This is a genomic window from Dictyoglomus sp. NZ13-RE01 (assembly GCA_002878375.1).
In the GTDB taxonomy this organism is placed as follows: domain Bacteria; phylum Dictyoglomota; class Dictyoglomia; order Dictyoglomales; family Dictyoglomaceae; genus NZ13-RE01.
On sequence record NIRF01000001.1, the window covers coordinates 451,860 to 478,055 of the forward strand.

Here is a 26,196-nt window from a genome sequence, read left to right on the forward strand (position 1 = left end):
ATCATTCTCCTTTTAACAACTCATATACTATTTTTGAAAGATTAAATAAATTATCTATCTTCACTTTTTCTTCTACAGAATGGGGATTTTCAATTGCAATTCCTACATTTAATGCCTTAATCCCCTTTTCATTAAATATATTTGCATCACTTCCACCGATTGTAGATTTGAGTTTCAATTCAATTCCCAATTTTTTAAAGACATTATTTATATTTTTAATAACATCCTCATCATCCTTTATGCTATACCCTTTATATAAATCTTCTCTTTTCAATTCCCATTTCCCTTGTTTTAGTTCAATCTTTTTAAGACTATTTTTTAGATTATCAAAACAAGCTTCTACTTTATTGTTATCCAAACTTCTGAACTCTCCCTCTAAATAAACTTCATCTGGAATAATATTCGTGGCTCTTCCTCCTCTTATAATACCCACATTTCCAGTTGTCTCCTCGTCCAATTTACCCCATCTTGACTCAAGAAGAAACTCACTTGCAAGTAAAATTGCGTTCACACCTTTTTCAGGCTCCGCACCAGCATGAGAAGCCTTTCCATAGATATTTATATAGAATCTTGAATGATAAGGAGCTTTTGTTATAACAGTTCCTAAATCTCCATCTGCATCAAGAACATACCCAAACTTTGAGTTTAACAATGAAAAATCTAAATTTTTTGCTCCAAGTAAGCCAACTTCTTCAGCTATGGTAAATACTATTTCCGCCCTTTTTACTTTTATGTTATCTTCTTTTAGAGCAGTAATTGCCTCCAAAATTGCACTAATTGCAGCTTTATCATCAGCACCAAGAATAGTATTTCCGTCAGTTATTATATTTCCATCAAGGATTATGGGATTAATATTTTCTCCTGGAGTTACAGTATCCATATGTGCACAAATAAAGAAAGGTTCCCCATCCCCTTCTAAATAGCCAATTAAATTATTTGCATTACTTCCAATCTTTTTTCCTGCATTATCTTCTTTAAACCTTATATTAAGTCTTTCAAATTCTTTTTTAATATAACTACTGAATTCTCCTTCTTTAAAAGATATACTTGGAATTCTTACCATTTCAATAAATCTATTTACCAATCTCTCCCTTGATAACACTTAATTCACTCCTTTCTAAATCTTTTCTTTCAACCTTCCAGTCAACCTTCAATAGATTATGAACAATCTCTTGAAATTCCTTCTCTTTATCACTCACATAAATAATAATATTATAATACTCACTTTTATTGTCATCCTTTGTAACTAATCTTAAAATCTCCTCAGATGGATCTATAATAGTAAGATTTGGATAATTCCTTTTGATAACAGGAGCCACAAAAGGTAAATGAGTACAACCAAGAATCAGTCCATCTATTCCTTTATCTAAGAGTGGCTTTAAGCATTTATTTAGTTCCTTTTCTACAATTTCTCCATCTATTATTCCCATTTCAATAACATCTAAAAGAGGTCCTTCACTACAGGATTCTACAAAGACCTCTATATTCCCATACTCTTTTTTAATTAGATATGGATATACACCACTCTCCTTCGTTCTACGAGTAGCTAAAACCCCTATTTTTTCTCCTTTGAAATTTGACAAACCTAAAATTGCAGAATGAACTATGCTATATATGGGAATGGAAAATCGGGATTTAAGATATTCATAAGCATTTGAAGAGGCAGTATTACACGCTATAATTACTTCATCTACCTTTTGCTCTATAAAAAATTGTACTATATCCTCAACTCTCTTCTGAATAAAATCTACAGGTTTAATACCATAAGGAAAATACTTTGTATCCGCAAAATAGATAACATCCCTTGTTATACTATTATCAACAAGACTTTTTAATACTGTAAGTCCACCAACACCAGAATCTAAGATCCCAAACTTTTTACCCATTCTTCTATTGCCTCCTGTATTTTTTCTACTAAATTATTTTGATATTCTTCTGTTGTTAATAATTTTCTTTCATCGTCATTGCTCAAAAAACCAGTTTCAATTATAATTCCTGGTATAGGAATACGAGACAATACATAGAATCTTCCTTGTCTCATATTTCTTACATTATAATATCTTGAAAGAACTCGATAAATAGTCTGTGCAAAGGGAAGAGAGAAATCAGTAGCATAATAAAGTTCTATTCCCTTTATTTCAGGTGAAAGTGCAGCATTAGAATGAATACTGATGAATAGAAATTTTTCTTGATTAGAATTATTATTGCTATTTAAATAATCCTTTACTATATTTACCCTCTCATCCAATGTGACAGTTACATCTTTATCTCTTAAAAGAACCACATTATAGCCAGCCTTTTTTAAAATATCTGCAAGCTTTAGTGAAATTTTCAGATTCAAATCCTTTTCCTGTATATTAGAGTAAATTGCACCGGGATCTGTTCCTCCATGTCCTGGATCAATAAAAATAACAAACTTATTCCTAAAATTTTCTTCTGTTTTCTCACTATTCTCTTGAATAGGGAATGATACCCTTAACGTATTTGTAAAGCTTTCTTCCTCAGCTATGGTAGAAGTATAAACATCAAAGACAATTCTTAGATTTTTTGTTTCATTATTTAAAATTCCTATTCGAATTTTTTCTACAGGACCTTCATTAACAACAATAGTATCTGTTAGAGTGTTTTTAAAATTAGGGAAGAAGTCATAATATATTCTCTCTGGGTCTTTTAAATTTCCCTTAGTATAAGTAAAGGAAGAGTCAAAAGATATATTAAATATTAGTTTGTCGTTATTTTTAGACCAATTTATATTCAAAAGACTACCAACTTTCTTCTCATCTTTTATGGTCTCTTTATAATTAAAAAAATCAACAACAAGCTCTCCCTTTGCTTGAGAAATTTTATAATCAAGAACACCCTTAGTAAATTCAATAACAACTCTTACCACATATGGTTCTGTAGAGAACTGAGAATATCTTATTTGTTTAATACCAGATATTTTCGAGATTTGTTCTTTCTTTTCAATGACTATACAATCTCTTATATCTATGACCAATCTATTAGGATCTTTCAAAGTAAAGAAACTAAAAGAGGGAACATCTTGTGTTCTAAATTTTATAAATATTTTATCATTACTTTCTAAAATTTGTTCTAAAATTTGTAATATATAAATATTTTTTTCTTTAATTATTAACCTGTAACCTAAAAAGGAGAAAAAAGATTTAGCGGGAATATAAATATCATCTTCCTTAGCCATTACAGGCTCCAACAAATTTAATTTTTTATCCCTAATAATTGCTTCTTTATTTCCTATGGTCCCTTTAAAAAGAACTTCTTTTTCTCCTTTAAGAAGGAAAATATTTTTATTCTCTATTTTTAACGTGGTTTGAAGTAAGGATGAAATAAGTTTTAGAGGTAAATAAACTTCTTCCCCTTGGAGGATAGGAGTAATTATTATTTTATCTTTGCTATTCAAGTAATATAAAGAAAAAATTTCTTCCCCTAAGGAAGAGAAGAAACCCAATAAAAAGGTAAAAAATAATAAATAAAAAAGAATTTTTCTGTAAATTACTACTTCCTCCTTAATTAATTGGTGGAGGCGGCGGGAATCGAACCCGCGTCCAAAGAGTAGGAGCCAAAAACCTCTACAGGCTTAGCGGAAGTTTTACATTTTTCGGAATCTATAGACTCCCTTCCGCCGGATTCTATAGATTCCTATCCCATACTTTTTCTCCCTCTCTTATGGGAGTCGAGAGGGATAGCTGGCTAATCTCACGCCCATCTTAACCCTGCCAGCCCGGGTTAAGAGGACGTAGCTGCTAAATTATGCAGCTAATGCTAAATTTGTGTTGGCACTTCTTTTTTGCCGTTGTTTTATGAGGTGACGGCACCTCAGCCTGCAGTTTTTGACCCCCAAACTCCTTGTCGAAACCATTCGCCCCCATTAATACTTTATCTTAAAGGCTCTTTCTAGTTCTCTTTTTTCCGCCTTTTCTGCTAAATCCCGTCTCTTATCGTAAAGTTTCTTTCCTTTAGCAAGCCCTAATTCTACTTTTGCCCATCCTCTATTATTAAAATATATAGAAAGAGGAATCAATGTCAAGCCTTTTTCTTTTATTTTTCCAATTAAATGGGCTATCTCATCTTTATGCATCAATAATTTTCTCGGTCTTTTTGGATCATGGTTATATATATTTCCTTTATCATAAGGACTAATATGTAAATCATAAAGCCATAACTCTCCATTCTTAATATCTGCATAGCTATCAACTAAGCTTACTTTTCCTTCTCTTAAGGACTTCACCTCTGTTCCAGTAAGAGCTATCCCAGCTTCGTAAGTTTCGAGAATAAAATAATCATGTCTTGCTCTTCTATTTACCGCAACTACTTTTTTCTCCTTCTTCATACTTAAATTATATCACAAATTAATCAGAATAACCATTTGGATGGTTTTTAAACCAATTCCATGCGGTTTTAATAATATCTTCCAATTCTTTATATTTTGGTTCCCATCCTAAATCCTTTTTTATCTTTTCTGAACTTGCTATAAGCACTGCAGGATCTCCAGGTCTTCTTGGTCCCTCTTTTACGGGTATATTTCTGCCTACTACCTTTTCTGCTATTCTTATCACTTCCTTTACAGAAAAGCCCCTTGAATTTCCTAAGTTATAATAATCAGAACTTTTTCCATTAAATAAGGCTTCTAAGGCTAATATATGGGCATAACTTAGATCAGAAATATGTATATAATCTCTGATGCAAGTACCATCTGGTGTAGGATAATCAGTGCCATAAATTTCAATATATTCTCTCAATCCAAGAGCAGTCTTCAAAATCAAAGGAATAAGATGAGTCTCTGGATTATGATCTTCTCCTAATTCTCCCTCAGGGTCCGCACCTGCAGCATTAAAATATCGTAGAGAAATAAACTTTACCCCATAAATTCTATCATACCATTTTAAAATATCCTCAAACATTAATTTAGATGCTCCATATACACTTGTAGGAACTGTTGGATGATCTTCTTTTATAGGAATTTCAATAGGTTCTCCATATACAGCTGCAGTTGAAGAAAATATTATATACTTTACATCATTTCTAACCATACAATCAAGAAGATTTAATCCCCCCAATATATTGTTTTCAAAATATTTATATGGGTTTGTCATAGACTCCCCCACCAAACTTGCAGCTGCAAAATGTAGCACCCCGATGATTTTATTAGATGAAAAAAAATCAGCAAGTTTCTTTTTATCTCTAAGATCTATATTATAAAAGTAGGGAGTTTTAACAGCGGATCTATGTCCTTTTTCCAAATTATCAATTACAATAACCTGATATCCTCTTTTCAATAAATCCTTAACTACATGACTACCTATATAACCAGCACCACCAGTTACTAAAATCTTCTTCTCCATAGCTCACACTCCAGCCTTTTTTAATTCCTCTTTAAACTTTACCCAAAATTCTAAGAAAAAGGCTAAAAATATGCCTAAGAATACACTGCTTACTCCTGCCACAAGCACATTTAAAGTAGTGGAAGGTTTACTCTTTTTCTCAGGAGGTATTGCATAATCAACTACCTGTATTGTAATAGACTCTTTTGCCTCATTTACTTTAGCCTGCTCATATTGAGAAGTAAGCAAAGTATACACTGTCTCTTGAACCTTTACATTTCTCATCAACCTTGCCAATTCAAGCCCCAAAGCAGGAAGATTACTCAGTTTCTTCTCGTATTTAGAAATTACTTCATCTAATGCCTTTTTCTTTGCGGAGTTAAATATAATACTTAGTTGTAGTTGGAAAAGCTGATCAAGAGATGAATTTCCGATTGCCTTAACTAATCTTTCTATTTCATCTTTCATAGCCTTCTTTGTCATCTCTATACTTGCCTTTACTGCTGCAACTTTTGGATGCTCAGGACCATACTCTAAGGAAAGCAACGCCAAATCAATTTCCTGATTAATTAACTTTTCTCTCCAATTTGCCAAGGTAGAAGTTTCAGTTAAGGAAGTGATAGCTAATATATCACTCTTCTGGATATTTGCCTGTCTTATAAGCATGTTTTGTAAATCGGTGAGATTTCTTTTTGCAAGAGTTATAGACATTTCAGTTGATTCTCTATCAGAATATAATTTTGCCAAATTATCAATTATTGTTTTTGCTTCAGTATCTACATCAAAAAGAAGATTTTTCTCCTGAAATTCTTTTAATTTTTCTTCCGCTTGCTTTAAATCTTTTTCCACTCTTTTTAATTGTTCTTCAAGAAACATTCTCTCTCTTTTGGCAGAGCTAATATTTAAAGAACTAATAATTTTGTCTAATGCGGATATAAAACTATTAGCAATATCTGCAGAAAGTTTAGGATCCCTTGCCTCTACAGTTATAGTGATTGTGTTTTCTTTCTCATTATAATTTACTCTTACACTCTTTCTTAAATTTTCTATCTTCTCTTCGCGAGTTTTTCCTTCAATATAACTATCCAGTTTCAATTTATCAAATACATACTCTGCTGCACTTCTACTCTTCAAAATTGCTATATAATTTGCTCCAATGCCAGATAGTCCTAAAGCTCCAATACTTATAGGAAGACTAGAGGCAAGTGCTTGCAAAGCCCCAGAAGACTGCTCAGAAGGAGCCAAAATTACCGCTGATGCAGAATATATTTTGGGAGCTAAAAGGCTATATACTAATGCTATTACAACAGATAAGATAAATAATGTAATAATCAATATTCTTCTCTTCCATATAACTTGAAATAATTCTACTAAACTAATTTCTTCATCCATTTCTATCACCTACCATCCTATTAAGGGTCCTATTGTAGTCTTAATTACTCCAATAGACATAATTATTTGAACAATATCCTGCCAGCCCTTTATGAAAACTTCAGGAACAAAGACTATATCATTTTCCTTTATCTCAATATCAAGCTTGCTTTGTCCCTTATTTATCAAGTCATTCATATTTACATTAATAACCTTAGATTCCCCATTCTCCTCTCTTATAATGGAAACTTTATTTAGATTTGCCCTATCTTTTAAACCTCCTGCCAGACTTATATATTCTGTGAGTCTTCTTCCCTCTTTATATTCAAAAGCACCAGGATTATTCACTTGCCCTAATACATACACTAATCTTCTTTTCTCCGCTATGTATATAGTATCTCCATCTTGCAATGATAAATTATCTTCCTCTTTTCCTTTTAAAACGTTATCTGTATTAAAAGTATATACTACTTTCTTTCTTTCAACTACTCTTTCCAATTGCCCATTCTCTCTACTTGCTTTTGGAGTTAATCCTCCAGCACGAAGAATCATATCCCTTATTTTATCTCCTGGATTTACCTCATAAACACCTGGATTCCTTACTTCTCCCAATATTTTTATAGTTCTAATTACAGGGGGGACATATATGACATCTCCTGGATAAACTTTAATATCCTCCTCAGATGCTTCCCCCAATACTAATGTTCTATATAAATCAACTATAACCTTATCATTTGGATTTCCTTTTCTTCTTATCTCAATATTTCTTAAACTTCCATTAGGTAGAACTCCTCCAGCACTATTTATTATTTCACTTATTTTTGCCCCCTCTTGGGTCTGACCAGATACCACCGTACCCTCAGGTGTAGTTCCCACCTTTTCAACTAATTGCACAGGTCCAGGATTTTTAACATATCCTAACACATAAACCCTTTTTACTTCAGCAAGGACACTTATAGTATCTCCATCCTGCAAAACCAAATTCGCCTTTTCTCTCTCTTCTGGTTTTCCATAAAATAGACTATAGAGGTCAAGCTCGATTCTTTCTCCTGTAATCTTGTCTAATGTAGCTCCAAATAAAGATGCACTTGCTGTAAACCCTCCTGCCATATTTATAATATCCAAAAGCTTCTCCCCTTCCCTTATCTCATATATCCCTGGACTTTTCACCTGACCAAGTACCCTCACATACTTTTTCATCAAAGGAACATATACTAAATCTCCATCTTCAAGATATGGGTTTTGGCTTAGATCTCCATTTTTTAAAAACTGTAAGTAATCAATTTCTATTATCTTATTTCCCCTCTTTATCTGTATCCCCCTAACTGATGCAGAACTCCTTAAACCTCCTGCCATCTTTATTAAATCATCTAACCTGCTTAAAGCAGAAAGGATATAGGTCCCTGGATTTGCTACCTCACCAGAAATAAATACCTTTATATTACGAGGATATAAAAGATCAATGGAAACAACACTTTTAGGATAAAATCTTATTAATTGCCTCGAAATCTCTTTTTGGGCATTTATCAAACTTAATCCTGAAATTTTTATACTTCCAATCAAGGGTAAGGATATGGATCCTGTTAAAGAAACTTCCAAGTCAAAAGTATCAGTAACATTATTTTCTCTTATTAAAAAACCCTAATCTTATCGCCAGGACCTAAGATATAACTTTCCGGATCTATTTGAGTTAGGTAAACTTTCTCTTGCGCAAAGGATATTGTAAGTAGAAGAATGAAAAATAAAAGGACTATAAACTTTCTCATCATAACCTTTTTACTCCATCCTTACAGGTATGTTTACTATATCTCCATCCTCTAACTCAATATTATAAGTTTCATCACCCTTAGTAAATAATGTTGTCAAATCAAGATTTATAATCTTCTTTGTTTCTGTAATGTATCTCTCAAGGGTAACATTTTTCAAGTCCGCTCTAACAGTAAAACCTCCAGCCATCTCAATCAAATCTTTTATCTTTTCTCCCTTTTTAATCTCATAAATTCCAGGAGCTTTAACCTCTCCAAGTATTTTTACACTTTTTTCCATTAAAGGTACATATATAATATCTCCTGGAATTAATTTTATTGCCTCCTCATTAGTATCACCTTTTACTAAGACTTTAAATAAGTCTACTTCTTTTATCACTTTACCTTCTCTGATAATCTGTACCTTTCTTTGACTACCAAATGGTAATATCCCTCCTGCTCTACTAATAAACTCACTGATTTTGGCTCCTTCCCTTATATCACTTTCTCCTAAAGCCATACCTTCTGATGTTACAAGAGTAAATGCTTGTGGTTTAGATACATAACCCAATACATATATCCTATTTACCTTTGTAGGAACAATTATAGTATCACCATCTTGCAAAGCTATATTTACCTTCTCATCCTTCTCAAAAAGCAACTTAAATAAATCTATCTCAATAATCTCTCTTTTGTTTTCTTTCTGCCTTTCTATCACTCCTCCAAATAGATCCGCATTAACAGTAAGAGAACCTGCCATATTTATAACATCCAAAAGCTTCTCCCCTTCCCTTATCTCATAGATCCCTGGACTTTTCACTTGACCAATAATTTTTACGCTTTTTTTCATCAAAGGAACATATACTAAATCTCCATCTTCAATATATGGGTTTTGGGTTAAATCTCCATTCTTTAAGAACTGTAAATAATCAATCTCTATTATCTTATTTCCCCTCTTTATCTGTATCCCCCTAACTGATGCAGAACTCCTTAAACCTCCTGCCATCTTTATTAAATCATCTAACCTGCTTAGAGCAGAGAGGATATAGGTTCCTGGATTTGCTACCTCACCAGAAATAAATACCTTATAACTTCTCGGATTAATGAGATCAATAGATATAATACTTTTTGGATAGAACTTTATTAATTGTCTTGTAATCTCCTTTAATGCATTATTTAGGGTAAGATCAGCAACCTTAATATTTCCAACCATGGGTAGAGAAATAGAACCTGTAGGGGATACTAATAAGTCGTATATTTCTGGAGGTTCTTTCTCTTTAATAAGATAAAGTCTTAAACTATCTCCAGGACCTAAAATATATTTTTCAGGATCAACTTGAGGACCAAAATATGGAGTCTGTTGTATAGATGTAGTTTTGCTCTCTTGAGAAAAAACAGGAGTAAAAAATAACAAAATACATATAAGGATAAAAAAAATCTTTCTCATGCTTGTTTTCCCCCTTAAAAATAGTTTACAAAGCTACTTATCTCTTACTAATTTTAGCAAGAACAAGTTGCATTATAGCTTTTAATGTTTCCATCACACCTACATTCTCTATAGCAATAGCCTCAAAGTATGGATATTTTCCATCAACATTTAAAGCACTATTTAACTCTTCGATAGAGGATATGTTGGGTAAATCTCTCTTATTATACTGAAAGACAAAAGGAATATCTTCAAACTTATAACCCACATAAGAAAGTTCTTTTTTCAAAGATTCAAATATTTTAATATTTTCTTCTAACCTCTCCTTTTGAGAATCTACCACAAAAACTAATCCATCCGCTCCTCTTAGAATTAACTTTCTACTTGCTTCATATAATGCCTGTCCTGGAGTTGTATATAATTGAAATCTTAATTTAAAACCTTGTACAGTTCCAACCTCCAAAGGTAAAAAGTCAAAAAATAAAGTTCTTTCTGTTTCAGTAGCTAAGGACACTAATTCTCCTCTTCTATCAGGTGATACAGTTTTGTAAATTTGTTGAAGATTTACCGTTTTACCTGAAAGACCTGGACCACAATATACAACCTTACATGTTATTTCTCTTTCTGCAAAATTTACTATAGCCATAAACCTTTATATCCCCCTAAGCTTTATTTTTTAAAGAAGTCTTCTACATCACCAAACTGAATTTCCACTTGAGGAAGCTCTTTTTGTTTTTCCCTAATTTTCTTTATAATTTCTGCAAGATTTTGGCATGCTTTTTGAGCAAAAAGTCTTACCATACCCAAGGTTGTAGAATCGTCAAAAATAACAAGAAGCAAAACCTGTTTCTCAATATGAGAGATATGTAAGTGATTTCTTTTACCTTGATGGAATATCAAAGAAAATTCCTCTTCACCAAGGAGTTTTGCCAATTCCTGAGTTGCAGAAAAAGCACCAGCTGCCAATGCAGAAATAGTTACAAAGTCAAATTGAGAGGCTGTACCTTTACCCCCTATAACAGTACCGCTTTTATCTACCAGGAGTGCTGCTTTAGCTTTAGATTCATTCAGAAATTGACCTAAATACCGCTCTATCTCTTCTTGGTCCTCAAGAGATATTATTAACGATAAAAGTTGTTCTCTCTCGTCCATTTATAGCCCTCCTTAAAAAATATACCTTTTTGTAAAATTATAGAACTTTAAAATAGAATAGTCAATCAATCCTCACTTCTCAAACTTATAGAACGAAAGGCATTTGATCCCTTTAGGAATAATAACTTCACAGATCCTGTAGGACCATTTCTCTGTTTAGCAATTATCACCTCTACTTCCTCAGGAAGATTCATCTCTTCCTCTTGGATTTGGGTCTTATAATATCCCTCTCTATATAAAAATAATACCACATCTGCATCCTGTTCTAATCCCCCAGAACCTCTAAGATCCGATAGTTGAGGTCTTCTATCCGCACGTGCCTCAACTGCTCTTGAAAGTTGAGAAACTGCTATTACAGGCACCTCTAATTCTCGAGCCAGTGCTTTTAAACCCCTTGAAATCTCAGATATTTCTTGCTGTTCTGTCTTGTTTTTTTCTCCAATTCTAATCAATTGCAGATAATCAACTATTATTAAGTCAAGTCCACGCTCTGCTTTTAATCTTCTGGCTCTTGCCTTCATCTCAATAATGTTCAAGTTTGGAGTATCGTCAATATAGATAGGGGCATTTGCTAATTTACCAAAAGTATTAGCTAATTTTGGCCATTCATTTTCTCTCACTTGACCATTCCTTAATCGATAAATATCTATACCAGCTTCTGATCCCAACATTCTCAAAGCAAGCTGAAAGCCGGACATTTCTAAACTAAATATTACTACAGGCCTCTTCTCCTCTAAAGCAACATTCAAAGCAATATTTAAACAAAAAGAAGTCTTTCCCATTCCTGGTCTTGCTGCTACTAAAATCAAATCTGAAGGTTGAAGCCCTCCTGTCATTCTATCCAAATCCCAAAAACCTGTTGGAATCCCTGTATAAGGCTTACCTGTTTGATGAATGGTCTCTATTTGATGGAAGCTTCTTGCAAGAAGCTCCCTCAATGCTATAGGTCCTCTCAATTGATGGGTTTCTGCTATCTCAAATACCAACTGTTCTGCTTTATCCACTAAATATTCTATGGATTCTGTCTCGTTATAACCTAATGAAACAATTTCAGTTCCAACACTAATAAGCTTTCTTAACAAAGCTTTTTCTTGTACTATTTGCATATAGTATTCAACATTAGCAGATGTAGGTACTACCTCTAATAAAGAAGCTAAATAAACACTTCCTCCAACTTTATCCAATAATTGTCTACTTCTCAATTCCTCTGTTACAGAGACTAAATCTACAGGATATCCTCTATTATGTAAATCCTGGATCACGCTAAAAATAATGCTATGATGCTCATAATAAAAACTCTCTGGTTTCAATACATCAACAACTTTAATTAAAGCCTCCTTTGAAAGGAGCATAGATCCTAAAACTGCTTGTTCTGCCTCTTCATTATGGGGAGGAACTCTTCCTAAAATCTCTTCCTTTTTCATTATTATTCAGGAATAACCTCCACTTTCACCTTAGCTATAACTTGGGGATGAAGTTTAACTTCAACATCATATATGCCAATATTTTTTATTGGATCTTCTAATAAAACCTGTTTCTTATCAATCTCCATTTTAAATTTCTTTTTCAACTCCTCCGCTATATCCTTAGAAGTAATAGCACCAAAAAGTTTCCCTTTCTCTCCAACCTTTGTTCTAATAACTAATATTTCTTTCTCTAAAATTTCCTTATCCTTCTTATATTTATTTATTAATCTTTCTTCTTTCAATTGTTGAGAAAGTTTTTGCTCCTCTATACTTTTTAGCATTTTCTCTGTAACTTCTTGAGCAAGTTTTCTTGGAAATAGATAATTTCTTGCGTATCCATCACTAACCTCCACAATTTCTCCCTTTTTTCCAACACCACTTATATCTTGTAATAATAAAACTTTATATTTCTTCATATCTTCACCCTCTATGCAAATTTTTCTCTTAATGGATAAAAAATATCAATAAATCCTATTATAAATAGAATAAAACTGAAAAATGGGTTAAATATAATCAGTAACAAAATTATAGCCCTTATTATTTTAGAATAAAAGACCCTTTTTAAAAAACTCAGAGAAACAAATATTCCTTCCAAGATAACAAGAAATTGAAAAACAAATAAAACATTATTAAAGAAATATAATCCCACCTTCGAAAATAAAGGAATTATACCTAAGATGAAGGAGACTATTAAAATAGTTGCCAATATTCTCCATATTTTCTGAGGAATTTTTAAATTATCTAATGACGGTAATGTAGGGATTTCCCAACCAAACCTTTTGAAAACCTTTTGGACAATCCAATAATTAAAAACTCCTTGAAAGAATGCTGAAAATAACAATATGGATGGAATTATAATATTTATAGATTTAAAGAATTCCTTGTACATTTCCTCCAAAGATTTTAGATAATTTTGATCTAAATTAAAAGATTTTAACAAATTAAAAGAATTATCAATACTCTCTCTCATTAGATCTAAACCTAACGCCTTATCAAAGGGCAATTTAAAGAAAACCATAGAAATGAAAATATTAAACAATTCTGTAAAAAAACAAATTAATGAGCTCAAAAATATTATTTTTGAAAGAGGATATTTCTTTTTAATACTCCAGCCTAATACTATCCCTAATATTCCTGATGGAGCAAAGAAGAGAAAAGAATTAACAGGTGAAAGAATTAAGCTAAGGATTAAGATTGATACTATAAAAGATAAAAAACTTATTTTTAAATTCCATCTGTAACTAAGGAATACAAGAGGAACAGAAGATAGAAATACAAGGGGAAAAATATAATAAGAAAGCCAAGTTATTACTACAGTTATCCCTGCAAATAAGCTACCTTCTACTAATGCCTGAATTTCCTTATTCTTCACTCAATCCCTCCTTTGGGGAGTATTTTTCATACTCCCCAAAGAGCTATTTTACAACATAAGGAAGAAGTCCCATATATCTTGCTCTTTTAATGGCTTTGCTTAACTGTCTTTGATGTCTTGCACAATTTCCACTTACCCTTCTTGGATAAATCTTACCTTTCTCTGTCATAAATCTCTTTAGTCTTTCAATATTTTTATAATCAATCTCTTCTATTTTTTCACTACAAAATACGCAATATTTTTTCTTAATATTAGGTCTTCTAAATTCCTGGGTTTTTACAGTCTTATTACTCATCTTTTTCCTCCTCGCTATCGTTTAAGATTTCAGCCAAAATTTCTTCTTCATTGATAGTATCCAAAGAAGAATCTTCACTTAAATCAGAAACTGGAGCAATATCAGGAGCTTCCTCTTTTTTTCCCAAAAAATGGACATTAGTAGCCACCACTTCAACAACTCTTCTTCTTTGTCCATCTGCTGTCTGGTAAGAACGAGTTCTTAAGCTACCCTCAACAGCAACCAATCTTCCTTTTTTTAAATAATCCCCGCAAATCTCAGCAAGTTTCCTCCAAGTTACTATATCAATAAAGTCTGCACTCTGTTCTCCTTTACTATTTTTAGGTCTATTCACAGCAATTCTAAATGTAGTTACAGGGATACCACTTGGAGTGTATCTCATTTCTGGATCTTTTGTTAAATGTCCTATTAATAAAACTTTATTTAACATTATTCTTCCCCTCTATCCCTGAGGATCAATAAGTATCTTAGAACATCCTCCTTTAATTTTAATCTTCTTTCTAATTCTTTCAACTGAGTTTGAGGAAATTTGAAATTATAAACTATATAGTATCCTTCCTTCCTCTTCTTTATGGGGTAAGCTAATGTTCTTTTACCCCATACATCTACGTTTTCTACTTCACCTCCTAATCCTTGCATTTCATTTTGTAATTCCTGAGATAAATTCTGTAACTCTTGTTCCGTCAACTCTGGACGGATTAAACACATTAACTCATAGCTACGCATCTTTTTACCTCCCTCTGGACTTATTGGCCCCAAGATAGCTCTTGGAGCAGGTGTTGTTTTTATTTTAACATTATACCACTTTCTGACAAATTTTCAAAAAATTTTATTGAAAATTCATTATCAAGGATATATAATTTAACTTCAAAAAAGGGAGTGATATCATGGGGTTAGTTTATATTAATGGAGAATTTATTCCTACTGAAGAAGCCAAAATCTCTGTATTTGATCGAGGACTTCTTTATGGAGATGGAGTATTTGAAGGAATAAGAGCATACAATGGAAATATTTTTAAACTAAATGAACATCTTGAAAGGCTTTATGCATCTGCCCAGGCTATATGGCTAAAAATACCACTAACTTTTGAAGAAATGAGAAAGGCTGTAGTTGAGACAGTAAAAATAAATAACTTGAAAGACTGTTATATAAGACTAATAGTTACTCGTGGTTCCTTCGGATTAGGAATAGATCCATGGGACTTAAACAATCCTACAGTTATAATAATCGCAGATAAAATAAGAGTATTCCCTGAAGAATTATATGAAAAAGGACTTACAGCAGTCACAGTTGCAACAAGAAGATCTCCTACCGATGTTTTAGATCCTCGCGTAAAATCTTTAAATTATCTTCACAATATTTTAGCAAGAATAGAGGCAAGAATTGCTGGAGCTGCGGAAGGAATTATGTTAAATCACCAGGGATATGTTACAGAAGCCACAGTAGATAATGTATTCATTGTACATAAAGGATCAATAATAACACCCACTGTTACGTTAGGAGTATTACCTGGTATAACAAGGGCTGTGGTAATGGAGCTTGCCCAAAAATATCTAAATATCCAAGTCAAAGAAGGATTTTTAACAAGATATGATCTATACAATGCGGATGAAGTATTCCTTACAGGAACAGCTGTAGAAATAGTACCCGTTGTTAAGATTGATGAGAGAATAATAGGGGATGGTAAACCTGGAAAACTCACGAAAGAGTTAAGGAAAATTTTCTTTGAGTATGCAAGAAAAGAAGAGTCAGGGGTACCAGTATATGCATAATTATCTATTTCCAGAAACCTTAAAAAAGAATGGCAATAACTGGGAAATAGGTAGAATTCCCATCTCTGAGTTAGCTAAAAAATACGAGACACCTCTCTATGTATTAGATAAAAAGACCCTCCTAACTCAGGCACGAAAATATATGAACTCTTGGAGAACTTACTGGGATAACTTTAAAGTATTATATGCTATAAAGGCTTTACCAGTAATGGAAGTAATAAGAATTTTTAGTAATGAAGGGTTAGGAGCCCTTGTATCAACTGGTGGAGAGTTATTCATTGCATTAAAATCAGGAGTAGATCCTAATAGAATCTATTTTCATGGTAATGCAAAATCTTTAAAAGAGATAGAGTATGCTATTGATGCAAATATTTATGCCTTAATTGTCGATAATTTAGACGAAATAGAAAAAATAAAATACATCACATATAAAAAAGATAAAAAAGTAAATATTTTGGTAAGGATAATTCCTAATATAGAAGCTAACACCCATAGCTCTATTAGAACAGGGCAAATGGATACTAAATTTGGTTTACCAATTCCTACAGCCCTAAATTTAATAGAATCATTAAAAGAGGAAAAACATATTGTTTTTAAAGGAATCCATTCCCATATAGGGTCCCAAATTTTTGATCTTAGTGCTTATACGAGATTAGCTAAAACTTTATCAGATGTATCAAAAGAAGTCCTTAAAACTGGAGTAAATATTGAAGAAATTAGTATTGGTGGAGGTTTAGGCATAGCTTATACTTACGATGATATACCCCCAAAGATTGAAGACTTAGCAAAAGAAGTTTCGGAAGTATTTAAAAATGAAATGCCTATTAAATTTACTTTAATATGTGAACCGGGAAGGTCCTTAGTAGGTAGAGCAGGAATAACTATATACGAGGTTGAAAGTAGAAAGGTTTTACCTATTAATAAATATGTATCTGTAAATGGAGGAATGTCTGATAACCCACGACCAGTATTATATGGAGCAAAGTATACAGCAATCTTTTTAAACAATGGAAATTCTCAGGTATATAATCTTGCTGGAAAACATTGTGAGTCAGGTGATATTTTAATTAGAAACTTAGAGGGACCTTGGCCAAACGTTGGTGATTTAGTCTTCACACTTGCTACTGGAGCTTATAATTTTTCCATGTTTAACTGGTACAATGCAGTTCTAAGACCAGCAGTAGTAATGGTAGACGAGGGAAAGGACTATTTGGTTGTGAAAAGAGATACTTTTGAGGACCTATTAAGAGGGCAATTATGAAAATAGGGTTTTTAGGCGGAGGACAAGTGGGGCAAGCTCTCTGGGAAGTTATTCAAAAAGAGAATGAGAATATTTTGAATCTAATAGGGGAACCTTTAGAGGTTAAAAAAATTTTAGTGAGGGATTTAAACAAGAATAGATTAATCCCTAAATATTATCTAACAGATAATCCAGACGAAATATTATACGACCCAGAAATAAAATTAGTCGTTGAAGTAATGGGTGGAGTTGAACCAGCAAGCCTATATATACAAAAGGCTTTAGAAAACAAGAAATTTGTTGTAACTGCAAATAAAGAGGTTATAGCAACAAATGGAGATAAATTATTCAACTTGGCCAGGAAAATGGGAGTAGATCTCGGATTTGAGGCAAGTGTAGGTGGAGGTATTCCACTAATTAAGGCAATAAAAGAAGGGTTAGTTGTAGATAAAATCAAAGAAATATGGTCCATACTAAATGGAACAACTAATTATATATTAACCCAAATGGAAGAATCCCATAAAGATTTTTCTTCTATTCTTAAAGAAGCACAAGAAAAAGGGTATGCGGAGCCAGATCCTTATAAAGACATTTCTGGATTAGATTCTACCTATAAACTTGCCATATTAAGCTCCTTAGCTTTTCATACTAATGTGAAACCTGAAAATATCTTTAGAGAAGGAATCGAAAATATCTCTATAAGAGATATAGAATATGCGAAATCTTTAGGATATACAATAAAATTACTCGCAATTGCAAAGGAGGATAACGGTTCATTAGAAGTAAGGGTTCATCCTACAATGATATCCCAAAATAACCTTCTTTCTTCTGTGAGAGGGGTTAATAATGCAGTTTTATTTAAAGAAGAAAGACGAGGAGACATAATTTTATATGGACCTGGTGCAGGTCCAAAACCAACTGCCATGGCTCTTTTGTCTGATATTATTGAGTTAAGCTACAGTATAATTCATTCTTCCCCAAGATACTACAATTTTGCTTATTTATATCCACCTAAAATTAAACCATGGGAAGAGATAAAAACCCGATATTATATGAGATTCTGGGCTAAGGATAAACCAGGTGTTCTCGCACAAATTGCGAAAATATTGGGCGATAATCATATTAGTATTGCTTCAGTTATCCAAAAAGAAACAAATCTTGAGTTTGAAAAGGCAGAAATTGTAATTCTCACCCATATAACTTGTGAAAGAAACATGCAAAAAGCCATAGAAGAAATAAAAACCTTGCCAATTATTGAAGAATGGAGTTCTTTAATAAGAATTGAGGTGTAAAAATGATTAAAGGAGTATTGTTCAAATATAAAGATTATCTTCCAGTTACCGATAAAACTCCTATGATAACCTTACATGAAGGAGACACTCCACTTATCTTTGCTAAAAACCTAAGCAAAGAATATAAAATCAATGTTTACCTAAAGTACGAAGGTCTGAATCCCACATGTTCCTTTAAGGATAGAGGAATGGTTGTTGCAGTAGCAAAAGCATTAGAAGAGGGTACTAAAGCTATAATATGTGCATCAACTGGGAATACTGCAGCCTCAGCAGCAGCCTACGCTGCATTATCGAATATTAAATCCTATGTACTTTTGCCCAAAAATGCTATTGCCTTAGGTAAATTGGCACAGGCGATTATGTATGGTGCGGAGGTAATTAGTATAGATGGCAATTTTGACTCTGCCTTAAAACTTGTAAGAGAAATATCCAATATTTATCCTGTTACAATAGTTAACTCAATAAATCCCTATAGAATAGAGGGACAAAAAACTGCAGCTTTTGAAATTTGTGATGTGCTTAATAAAAATCCTGAATTTTTAGCTATACCTGTAGGAAACGCTGGGAATATTACAGCATATTGGAAAGGCTTTAAAGAATATTACAATCTTGGGAAAATAAAAGCTCTTCCCAAATTATTAGGCTTTCAAGCAGAGGGATCAGCTCCACTTGTAGTAGGACATCCCATTGAAAATCCTGAAACAATTGCCACAGCAATAAGAATTGGAAATCCAGCAAGTGGAGAAAAGGCATTACAAGCAATAAGAGAGTCAAACGGAATTATTGATACTGTATCTGATGATGAGATATTATCTGCTCAAAGAGAGTTAGCCTCTAAAGAGGGTATATTTGTAGAACCAGCCTCTGCTGCTTCTTGGGCAGGGGTTAAAAAGATTTTAAGAGAAAAGAAAATAAAACTTGAAGGAGACGTTGTTTGCGTTTTGACAGGACATGGACTCAAAGATCCAGATATAGCATTAAAATTTGCAAAGATCTCTAAGGAAATAAAACCAAGCCTAAACGAATTAATGAAGATTTTAGAACAATGATTAAGATTAAAATACCAGCTACCTCCGCAAATTTAGGACCTGGATTTGATACATTAGCAATTGCATGGAAATTATTCCTCCATATTAAAATTGATCCAAGCTATTATGGTAAAGAAATAATTTATAACACAAAATCTCAGCAGATCAAAGAAGAGGACAATTTATTCCTAAAAGCTCTTAATAGAACCTTGGAATTAATAGGTTATTCACCAAAAAATTATCTCATTGAATTAGACTCTGAAATACCAATTGGAAAAGGATTAGGAAGTAGTGCTACTGTAATATGGGGAGGAATTTTTTCTGCTGAGATATTAGCAAAAAAAGAATTGTCAATGCATGATAGATTTAAGATTGCTTACTCCTTAGAAAATCACTTAGATAATCTATCCGCCTCCTATTTTGGAGGATTAACTATATGTACAATGGAAAATAATAATCCTAAAATAGTAAAATTTCCATATCCAGATGAACTATGTGGAGTTATTTACATTCCACCCTACTCTCTTCCTACTGAAAAGGCAAGAAAATTGCTTCCAAAACTCTATGAGAGAGACAAAGTAGTATATAACCTACAAAGTTTAGCCTTTCTACTCTCAGGTTTTCTATATAAGGATGAGAATTTATTAACCTTAGGAATTAGAGATTCAATTCATCAACCCTATAGGTTTCCATTAATTTCAGAGGTAAATATAATAAAAAAGAAAATTAATGATCTTGGAGGAATTGGTATTGTTCTTAGTGGAGCAGGACCTTCTCTACTTACTTTTGCTTTGAAAGAAAAAGCAATAAAAATAAAGAGTGGATTAGAAGAATTTATCAAAAAGGAAGGTCTAAAAGGAGAAGTTTTATTACTTGAGATATGTAAAGAAGGAATTATAATTGAAAAATAAAAGGAGGGAAAAAATGTCTTATAAAATTGCAGTAGTTGGGGCAACTGGTCTTGTTGGTCAAGAAATGCTAAAGATATTATGGGAAAGAAAAGTTCCAGTAAAAGAAATTTATGCCTTTGCATCATCCAGATCTGAAGGAACTTATGTTAATTTCGGTGATGAGAAAATAATAATTGAAGAAGCAAAGGCAGAAAAGATAGCAAGAGCGGATTTTGCGTTATTTTCTATAGGTGAAGAAATAAGTAAAGAGCTTTCTCCGGAAGTAGCAAAAAGAGGCACAATAGTTATCGATAATAGCAATGCTTTTAGAATGGACCCTGATGTACCATTAGTGGTTCCTGAGGTTAATCCTGAAGATTTAAAATACCACAAGAATATCATAGCAAATCCTAATTGCTCCACTATCCAAATGGTCGTAGCCCTTTATCCTTTGCATAAAAAATATAATTTAGAAAGGATTGTGGTTTCTACTTATCAATCAGTATCAGGAAAAGGTAAAGACGCAGTTACAGAACTTTTTGAACAAACAAGGGCTTTCTTAAATAATGAAAATATAGAGCCAAAAGTTTTCCCTTATCCCATAGCATTTAACCTCCTACCTCATATTGATAGATTTGAAGAGAATGGATATACAAAAGAAGAAATGAAGATGGTAAGAGAAAGCCAAAAAATTATGCATATACCTAACCTAAAGGTTACTGCGACATGCGTTAGAGTGCCAGTAGTAAGAGGACATTCAGAATCTATAACAGCCACCTTTTCTAAAGACTTTAGCTTAGAGGATGTATATAAAATTTTATCAACAGCAAAAGGCGTAAAAGTCATAGATTCTCCTGAAGAAAATCTATATCCCTATCCTTTATTATGCGATGGAAAAGATGAGGTTTTTATAGGTAGAATTAGAAGAGATTTATTCGAGGAGAGAACTTTAAATCTTTGGGTTGTATCGGATAATATTAGAAAGGGAGCTGCTTTAAATGCTGTTCAAATATTAGAAGAATTAATAAAGTAAGGAGGCATAAAAGTGAGTCTAATAGTTCAAAAGTATGGTGGTACTTCAGTTGGAAATATTGAAAGAATTAAAAAAGTTGCAGAAAGGATAAAAAAATATCATGATCAAGGACATAAATTGGTTGTAGTAGTTTCCGCTATGGGAGATACAACCGATGAATTAATAGAAATGGCAGAAAAAATAAACAAAAATCCAAGTCCAAGAGAAATGGACGTTTTACTCTCCTCTGGGGAAAGAATATCATCCGCACTGCTCGCTATGGCCTTACAAAACTTAGGTCTTCCTGCAATATCCCTTTCAGGAAGACAAGCTGGAATATTCACTGACTCAACACACACAAAGGCACAAATTATAAATATAAATCCTGAAAGGATACTAAAAGAGATTTCTGAAGGGAAAATAGTTGTTGTAGCAGGATTTCAAGGTTACGATTTAGAAAATAATAATGTAACTACTCTGGGAAGAGGAGGGTCCGATGCAACAGCGGTTGCTTTAGCTTATGCAATTAAAGCGGATTTATGTGAAATCTACACAGATGTAGATGGAATCTATACTGCAGATCCAAGGATTGTACCTAATGCTAAAAAATTAGATTACATATCTTATGAAGAAATGATAGAAATGGCAAGCCAAGGAGCACAAGTTATGCAACTTAGAGCAATGGATCTTGCAGCTACCTACAAAGTACCTATAATTGTTAGATCAAGCTTCAACGAGAACTCAGGAACTTTTATTGGGGAGGTAGAAAAAGTGGAAAAAACAAAAAAGGTTACAGGAATTGCCCATAATAAGAATATTGCTAAGATAACAATATTCGGTGTTCCTGATAAACCTGGAATAGCTTATAAAATCTTTGCTCCTCTTGGAAATATGGCTATAAATGTGGATGATATTGTTCAAAATGTTAGTAAAGAAGGAATTACTGATATTTCTTTTACTGTACCAGAAAAAGAGCTTGAAAAAGCTTTAGAAGTAGTTAACAATGTTGCAAAAGAAATAAATGCTAATGGAGTAATTTATGATAGCAATGTAGGAAAGGTATCTATTGTTGGTTGGGGGATGCAAGGAACCCCTGGAATAGCAGCAAAAATGTTTGGTATTTTAGCTGAAAACAATATAAATATTGAAATGATAACAACATCTGAGATTAAAATTACATGCATTATAAGGAGAGAACTTGTTGAAAAAGCGGTAAGAGCACTTCATGAAGGATTTAATTTAGGGGAAGAGAGTTAAACTCTTCCCCTTTTATCAACCTACTTAATCTCTACTACTGCACCCTCTGCTTCTAATTTCTTCTTAATATCTTCTGCTTCTTCTTTACTTACTCCTTCCTTAACTGGCTTTGGTGTAGAATCTACTAAGTCCTTTGCTTCTTTTAAACCAAGTCCTGTAACCTCACGTACAACTTTTAGTACCTTTATCTTATTGGGTCCTGCATCTTTTAGAATAACATCAAAAGTAGTTTTTTCCTCAACTGGTGCTGCAGCTGCCCCAGGAGCAGCAGTTGCAACAGCTGCAACAGGCATTGCTGCACTTACTCCAAACTCTTCCTCTAAAGCTTTTACTAACTCTACAAGCTCTAATACTTTCATCTCTTTGATTGCCTGAATAATTTCCTCTTTGTTCATCTCTTCAACTCCTCCTTATTATTCTGAAATTTTTTCTTTTTCATTCTTAATAGCATTTAAAGTCCACACTAATTTATTAACAGGCCAGTTTAAGCTCATAACAAGTCTTGTTAAAGGAGCGCTTATACTGCCTATTAATTGTGACAATAAAACTTCTTTTGGTGGTAAGTTTGCAAGAGCTTTTATCTCTTCAGCATTATATAACTCTCCTTCAACAATACCACCTTTGAGCTTTAACTTCTCATGCTCTTTAGAAAAGTCCAACAAAATTTTTAATGTAGTAAAAGGATCATTATAACAATAGGTAAATGCTGTGGGACCAACTAAATAGTCCTCCACGTTCTTACTGGGCATAAATTTCTTAAAAGCCCTTAATGCTAACGTATTTTTGACAACTCTGTATTCTGCTCCAACTCCTCTTAACTTTGCCCTTAACTGAGTAAGATCTGCAACCGTTAGACCACTAAACTCAGTAAATATTACACTATTTGCTTTTGAAAGCTTTTCGTAGATCTCCTCTACTTTTAGTTCTTTCTCTGGCTTCGGCAATCTCTCACCTCCTTCTCATTTTAAAAACATAAGGAAAGCCTTCTGGCTTTCCTTATGGAAATTACTATTTTTATATCTTAAGGTAACCAGTAAGGCCTACGTAGGATTTAAAAACCTACGGTCTTGGGCCCCAATATTTAATTTTTTATTCTATTTTAGGCAACTTCCTCCCTACGTAATACTTCTGTTAAATTCTTAGTATCTATTGGTATACTAGGTCCCATTGATGGGGATATATAAACACTCTTAAAGTATTGTCCCTTTGCAGTAGCAGGCTTAAGCTTTAAAATTGTATATAGAGCAGTAACTAAGTTTTTCAATAATGCCTCCTCGCTAAAAGATGCCTTACCAATGGGCATATGAATTATACCGTATCTATCTGTTCTAAATTCAACTTTCCCCGACTTATACTCTTTTACCGTTTTGTATATATCTTGAGTAACAGTACCACTCTTAGGATTGGGCATTAGTCCTCTTGGTCCTAAAATTTTTCCTAACCTTGAAGGGATCTTTAAGGTACCCATAATATCTGGTGTTGCTATTGCTACATCAAAATCTAACCATCCTCCCTCAATCTGTTTTACTAAATCCTCTCCTCCTACATAATCTGCTCCTGCTTCTCTTGCCTCCTGAGCCTTCTCTCCTTCAGCAAAAACCAAAACCTTCTTCTCCTTACCAGTCCCATAAGGTAAGACTACTGTACCTCTTACCTGTTGATCCGCATGTCTTGGATCAACCCCTAATCTTACAGAAAGATTAATAGTTTCATCAAATTTAGCATTAGCCAACTTCTTTACCAGACTAACTGCTTCTTCCAAGGAATATTGCTTATTGGGCTCAATCAATGTTAAAAGCTGTAAATATCTTTTTCCATGTTTTGCCATTTAAGACTCCTCCTTATTTTTATCCTTCAACAATCTCAATCCCCATACTTCTTGCAGTACCTGCTATTATTCTCATAGCAGCTTCTATATCATTAGCATTCAAATCTTTCATTTTAATTTCTGCAATTTCTCTTAATTTGCTCTTTGTTATTTTACCAATCTTATTTTTATTTGGCTCTCCCGAGCCTTTTTCAGCTCCCACAGCCTTCTTAAGAAGTTCTGAAGCAGGGGGTGTTTTTGTTACAAAAGTAAAACTCCTATCTTCGTAAATAGTTATTTCTACAGGAATGATTCCTTCTTGTCCTGCAGTAGCAGCATTATATGCCTTACAAAATTCCATAATATTTACTCCATATTGACCTAAAGCAGGTCCAACAGGTGGAGCTGGTGTTGCCTTCCCTGCAGTCAAATTTAATTTAACTTTACCAACTACTTTTTTTGGCAATTTTAATTCCCTCCTTAATCAGTTTTTTCTACTTGAGAATGATCGATCTCTGTAGGAGTTTCTCTCCCAAATATAGAGAGTAAAACAACCACAGTTCCTTTTTCTGGATACACTTCCTCAACTCTTCCCTCATATCCCATAAAGGGACCACTTTTTATATATACTTTATCGCCTTTTTTAACTTTAAGCTCTGGCTTTATTTCCTTTTGCTCTATAAACTTTCTAATCCAATGTTCCTCCTCCGGATTTAGAGGACTGGGCTTTCCTTGTGCTCCTACAAAGCCAGTAACACCCGCTGTATTTCTAATCAATCTTTGAGCTTCTTCGTCGTCAACCATTTTAATGAACAAATAGCCTGGGAAAACCTTCTTTGACTGAATTATCTTTCTTCCACCTCTAACAACCATTACCTTCTCTTCAGGAACAATTATCTCAAAAATTTTATCATCCAAATGTAATAATTTTATCTGTCTCTCTATAATTGCTTTTACCTTATGTTCATGCCCTGCTAACGTATGTATCACATACCATTTAGCCTCAGACATAGATATCATATTCCTTTCTAACCTGCAAATCTTCCTAATATTAATGATGTTAATGCGCTAAAAATAAAATCATAAAAAGCAATAAGAGCAATTAAAAATATAAGCATTACCCCTAAGGCAAGAGAAAGTTTTAATACCTTGTCTCTATCGGGCCATAAAACCTTTTTTAACTCCGCCTTTTCATTTATCCAGAAGTTTCTTATTCTGTCTTTTAAAGTCAATTTACTTTTTACTGCCATATTAAACCTCTCTCATATAAATTTTGGCAGGCCCGGCAGGGCTCGAACCTGCAACCCCCGGATTTGGAGTCCGGTGCTCTCCCTATTAGAGCTACGGGCCTACCTCACCTCACGATGAATAGTATGTTTTCTACATTTTGGGCAATATTTTCGTAGTTCTAATCTATCGGGATCATTCTTCTTATTCTTTTCAGTTATATAATTCCTATTTTTACATTCAGAGCATGCTAAAGTTACTTGTACTCTCATAGCTCATCCCTTCTTACTCTATAATTTTAGTTACCACGCCAGCTCCTACAGTTTTTCCTCCCTCTCTTATAGCAAACCTTAATCCTTCCTCTAATGCAACTGGCTTTATCAACTTTACTTCCATCTCTATATTGTCCCCTGGCATCACCATCTGTACTCCCTCGGGTAACTTTATCTCACCTGTTACATCTGTAGTCCTGAAGTAAAATTGTGGCTTGTACCCACTGAAAAAT

General features: G+C 33.3%; 30 protein-coding genes, 1 tRNA gene, 1 other RNA gene and 1 pseudogene. 7 read left to right on the forward strand and 26 right to left on the reverse strand.

Going from position 1 to position 26,196, the window contains the following annotated elements; all coding sequences use genetic code 11:
* Nucleotide 1: 1 nt before the first annotated feature.
* From CBR30_02380 to CBR30_02460, 17 genes and pseudogenes are all read right to left on the reverse strand, one after another.
* The gene (locus CBR30_02380) at nt 2-1,102 is read right to left on the reverse strand and encodes a peptidase (protein ID PMQ02506.1); all 1,101 of its coding nucleotides are present in this window, start codon (nt 1,100-1,102) and stop codon (nt 2-4) included.
* Nucleotides 1,074-1,886, reverse strand: coding sequence for a glutamate racemase (gene murI / locus CBR30_02385; GenBank protein PMQ02507.1), 813 nt, complete (start codon nt 1,884-1,886; stop codon nt 1,074-1,076). The genes CBR30_02380 and murI overlap by 29 nt, the downstream gene beginning before the upstream one ends.
* The gene (locus CBR30_02390; protein PMQ02508.1) at nt 1,862-3,418 is read right to left on the reverse strand and encodes a hypothetical protein; all 1,557 of its coding nucleotides are present in this window, start codon (nt 3,416-3,418) and stop codon (nt 1,862-1,864) included. The genes murI and CBR30_02390 overlap by 25 nt, the downstream gene beginning before the upstream one ends.
* 115 nt (nt 3,419-3,533) lie before the next feature.
* Nucleotides 3,534-3,885, reverse strand: a transfer-messenger RNA (tmRNA) gene (ssrA, locus tag CBR30_02395).
* 1 nt (nt 3,886) lies between these two features.
* Nucleotides 3,887-4,348 (reverse strand): SsrA-binding protein, encoded by a 462-nt coding sequence (locus CBR30_02400; protein ID PMQ02509.1) that lies wholly within the window; start codon nt 4,346-4,348, stop codon nt 3,887-3,889.
* 19 nt (nt 4,349-4,367) lie between these two features.
* Entirely contained in the window at nt 4,368-5,360 is a 993-nt protein-coding gene (gene galE / locus CBR30_02405; protein PMQ02510.1) for a UDP-glucose 4-epimerase GalE, read from the reverse strand.
* Between the two features lie 3 nt (nt 5,361-5,363).
* Nucleotides 5,364-6,731 carry a lipopolysaccharide biosynthesis protein gene (locus CBR30_02410; protein ID PMQ02554.1) on the reverse strand — a complete coding sequence of 456 codons (1,368 nt, stop codon included), beginning with the start codon at nt 6,729-6,731 and terminating at the stop codon, nt 5,364-5,366.
* A 9-nt stretch (nt 6,732-6,740) separates the two neighbouring features.
* Nucleotides 6,741-8,479 (reverse strand): annotated as a pseudogene (locus tag CBR30_02415) (polysaccharide biosynthesis protein).
* Between the two features lie 7 nt (nt 8,480-8,486).
* Nucleotides 8,487-9,902 carry a polysaccharide biosynthesis protein gene (locus tag CBR30_02420; protein ID PMQ02511.1) on the reverse strand — a complete coding sequence of 472 codons (1,416 nt, stop codon included), beginning with the start codon at nt 9,900-9,902 and terminating at the stop codon, nt 8,487-8,489.
* 37 nt (nt 9,903-9,939) lie between these two features.
* Nucleotides 9,940-10,527 carry a gliding-motility protein MglA gene (locus tag CBR30_02425; GenBank protein PMQ02512.1) on the reverse strand — a complete coding sequence of 196 codons (588 nt, stop codon included), beginning with the start codon at nt 10,525-10,527 and terminating at the stop codon, nt 9,940-9,942.
* A gap of 23 nt (nt 10,528-10,550) precedes the next feature.
* Nucleotides 10,551-11,033: an MglB protein gene (locus tag CBR30_02430; GenBank protein ID PMQ02513.1), complete on the reverse strand. Its 483-nt coding sequence runs from the start codon at nt 11,031-11,033 to the stop codon at nt 10,551-10,553.
* Nucleotides 11,034-11,098: 65 nt separating this feature from the next.
* Nucleotides 11,099-12,460 carry a replicative DNA helicase gene (locus tag CBR30_02435; GenBank protein ID PMQ02514.1) on the reverse strand — a complete coding sequence of 454 codons (1,362 nt, stop codon included), beginning with the start codon at nt 12,458-12,460 and terminating at the stop codon, nt 11,099-11,101.
* Nucleotides 12,460-12,915: a 50S ribosomal protein L9 gene (locus tag CBR30_02440; GenBank protein ID PMQ02515.1), complete on the reverse strand. Its 456-nt coding sequence runs from the start codon at nt 12,913-12,915 to the stop codon at nt 12,460-12,462. Before CBR30_02440 ends, CBR30_02435 begins: the two co-directional genes overlap by 1 nt.
* Nucleotides 12,916-12,926: 11 nt before the next feature.
* Nucleotides 12,927-13,871 carry a hypothetical protein gene (locus CBR30_02445; protein PMQ02516.1) on the reverse strand — a complete coding sequence of 315 codons (945 nt, stop codon included), beginning with the start codon at nt 13,869-13,871 and terminating at the stop codon, nt 12,927-12,929.
* Between the two features lie 43 nt (nt 13,872-13,914).
* Entirely contained in the window at nt 13,915-14,166 is a 252-nt protein-coding gene (gene rpsR / locus CBR30_02450; GenBank protein ID PMQ02517.1) for a 30S ribosomal protein S18, read from the reverse strand.
* Nucleotides 14,159-14,596, reverse strand: a complete 438-nt coding sequence (locus tag CBR30_02455; protein PMQ02518.1) for a single-stranded DNA-binding protein — start codon at nt 14,594-14,596, stop codon at nt 14,159-14,161. Before CBR30_02455 ends, rpsR begins: the two co-directional genes overlap by 8 nt.
* The gene (locus tag CBR30_02460; GenBank protein PMQ02519.1) at nt 14,596-14,892 is read right to left on the reverse strand and encodes a 30S ribosomal protein S6; all 297 of its coding nucleotides are present in this window, start codon (nt 14,890-14,892) and stop codon (nt 14,596-14,598) included. Before CBR30_02460 ends, CBR30_02455 begins: the two co-directional genes overlap by 1 nt.
* Before the next feature lie 161 nt (nt 14,893-15,053).
* Between CBR30_02460 and ilvE the strand changes: the two genes are divergently transcribed.
* Genes ilvE through CBR30_02495 form a run of 7 tightly spaced genes read left to right on the forward strand, consistent with a single transcriptional unit; the run spans nt 15,054 to nt 22,657 of the window.
* Nucleotides 15,054-15,938, forward strand: a complete 885-nt coding sequence (ilvE, locus tag CBR30_02465) for a branched-chain-amino-acid transaminase (GenBank protein ID PMQ02520.1) — start codon at nt 15,054-15,056, stop codon at nt 15,936-15,938.
* Entirely contained in the window at nt 15,931-17,199 is a 1,269-nt protein-coding gene (lysA, locus tag CBR30_02470) for a diaminopimelate decarboxylase (GenBank protein PMQ02521.1), read from the forward strand. The genes ilvE and lysA overlap by 8 nt, the downstream gene beginning before the upstream one ends.
* On the forward strand, nt 17,196-18,470 hold the full coding sequence (locus CBR30_02475; protein ID PMQ02522.1) for a homoserine dehydrogenase: 1,275 nt from the start codon (nt 17,196-17,198) through the stop codon (nt 18,468-18,470). Before lysA ends, CBR30_02475 begins: the two co-directional genes overlap by 4 nt.
* A 5-nt stretch (nt 18,471-18,475) precedes the next feature.
* On the forward strand, nt 18,476-19,519 hold the full coding sequence (locus tag CBR30_02480) for a threonine synthase (GenBank protein ID PMQ02555.1): 1,044 nt from the start codon (nt 18,476-18,478) through the stop codon (nt 19,517-19,519).
* Nucleotides 19,516-20,409: a homoserine kinase gene (gene thrB / locus CBR30_02485; GenBank protein ID PMQ02523.1), complete on the forward strand. Its 894-nt coding sequence runs from the start codon at nt 19,516-19,518 to the stop codon at nt 20,407-20,409. The genes CBR30_02480 and thrB overlap by 4 nt, the downstream gene beginning before the upstream one ends.
* Nucleotides 20,410-20,422: 13 nt before the next feature.
* The gene (locus CBR30_02490; protein PMQ02524.1) at nt 20,423-21,421 is read left to right on the forward strand and encodes an aspartate-semialdehyde dehydrogenase; all 999 of its coding nucleotides are present in this window, start codon (nt 20,423-20,425) and stop codon (nt 21,419-21,421) included.
* 12 nt (nt 21,422-21,433) lie between these two features.
* On the forward strand, nt 21,434-22,657 hold the full coding sequence (locus tag CBR30_02495) for an aspartate kinase (protein PMQ02525.1): 1,224 nt from the start codon (nt 21,434-21,436) through the stop codon (nt 22,655-22,657).
* Nucleotides 22,658-22,677: 20 nt separating this feature from the next.
* On the opposite strand, the gene CBR30_02500 is transcribed toward CBR30_02495, so the two are convergent.
* From CBR30_02500 to tuf, 9 genes are all read right to left on the reverse strand, one after another.
* Nucleotides 22,678-23,052 (reverse strand): 50S ribosomal protein L7/L12, encoded by a 375-nt coding sequence (locus CBR30_02500; GenBank protein PMQ02526.1) that lies wholly within the window; start codon nt 23,050-23,052, stop codon nt 22,678-22,680.
* A gap of 18 nt (nt 23,053-23,070) precedes the next feature.
* Nucleotides 23,071-23,601, reverse strand: coding sequence for a 50S ribosomal protein L10 (locus CBR30_02505; GenBank protein ID PMQ02527.1), 531 nt, complete (start codon nt 23,599-23,601; stop codon nt 23,071-23,073).
* Between the two features lie 155 nt (nt 23,602-23,756).
* Nucleotides 23,757-24,485: a 50S ribosomal protein L1 gene (locus tag CBR30_02510; GenBank protein PMQ02528.1), complete on the reverse strand. Its 729-nt coding sequence runs from the start codon at nt 24,483-24,485 to the stop codon at nt 23,757-23,759.
* A 19-nt stretch (nt 24,486-24,504) separates the two neighbouring features.
* Nucleotides 24,505-24,930: a 50S ribosomal protein L11 gene (gene rplK, locus CBR30_02515; GenBank protein ID PMQ02529.1), complete on the reverse strand. Its 426-nt coding sequence runs from the start codon at nt 24,928-24,930 to the stop codon at nt 24,505-24,507.
* A 14-nt stretch (nt 24,931-24,944) separates the two neighbouring features.
* Nucleotides 24,945-25,475: a transcription termination/antitermination factor NusG gene (gene nusG, locus CBR30_02520; GenBank protein ID PMQ02530.1), complete on the reverse strand. Its 531-nt coding sequence runs from the start codon at nt 25,473-25,475 to the stop codon at nt 24,945-24,947.
* Between the two features lie 17 nt (nt 25,476-25,492).
* On the reverse strand, nt 25,493-25,714 hold the full coding sequence (gene secE / locus CBR30_02525; GenBank protein PMQ02531.1) for a preprotein translocase subunit SecE: 222 nt from the start codon (nt 25,712-25,714) through the stop codon (nt 25,493-25,495).
* Nucleotides 25,715-25,738: 24 nt separating this feature from the next.
* Nucleotides 25,739-25,815: transfer RNA gene (locus CBR30_02530), tRNA-Trp, on the reverse strand.
* On the reverse strand, nt 25,814-25,963 hold the full coding sequence (gene rpmG / locus CBR30_02535) for a 50S ribosomal protein L33 (protein ID PMQ02532.1): 150 nt from the start codon (nt 25,961-25,963) through the stop codon (nt 25,814-25,816). The genes CBR30_02530 and rpmG overlap by 2 nt, the downstream gene beginning before the upstream one ends.
* A gap of 13 nt (nt 25,964-25,976) precedes the next feature.
* On the reverse strand, nt 25,977-26,196 hold a 220-nt coding region (gene tuf, locus CBR30_02540), incomplete at its 5' end, for an elongation factor Tu (GenBank protein PMQ02556.1).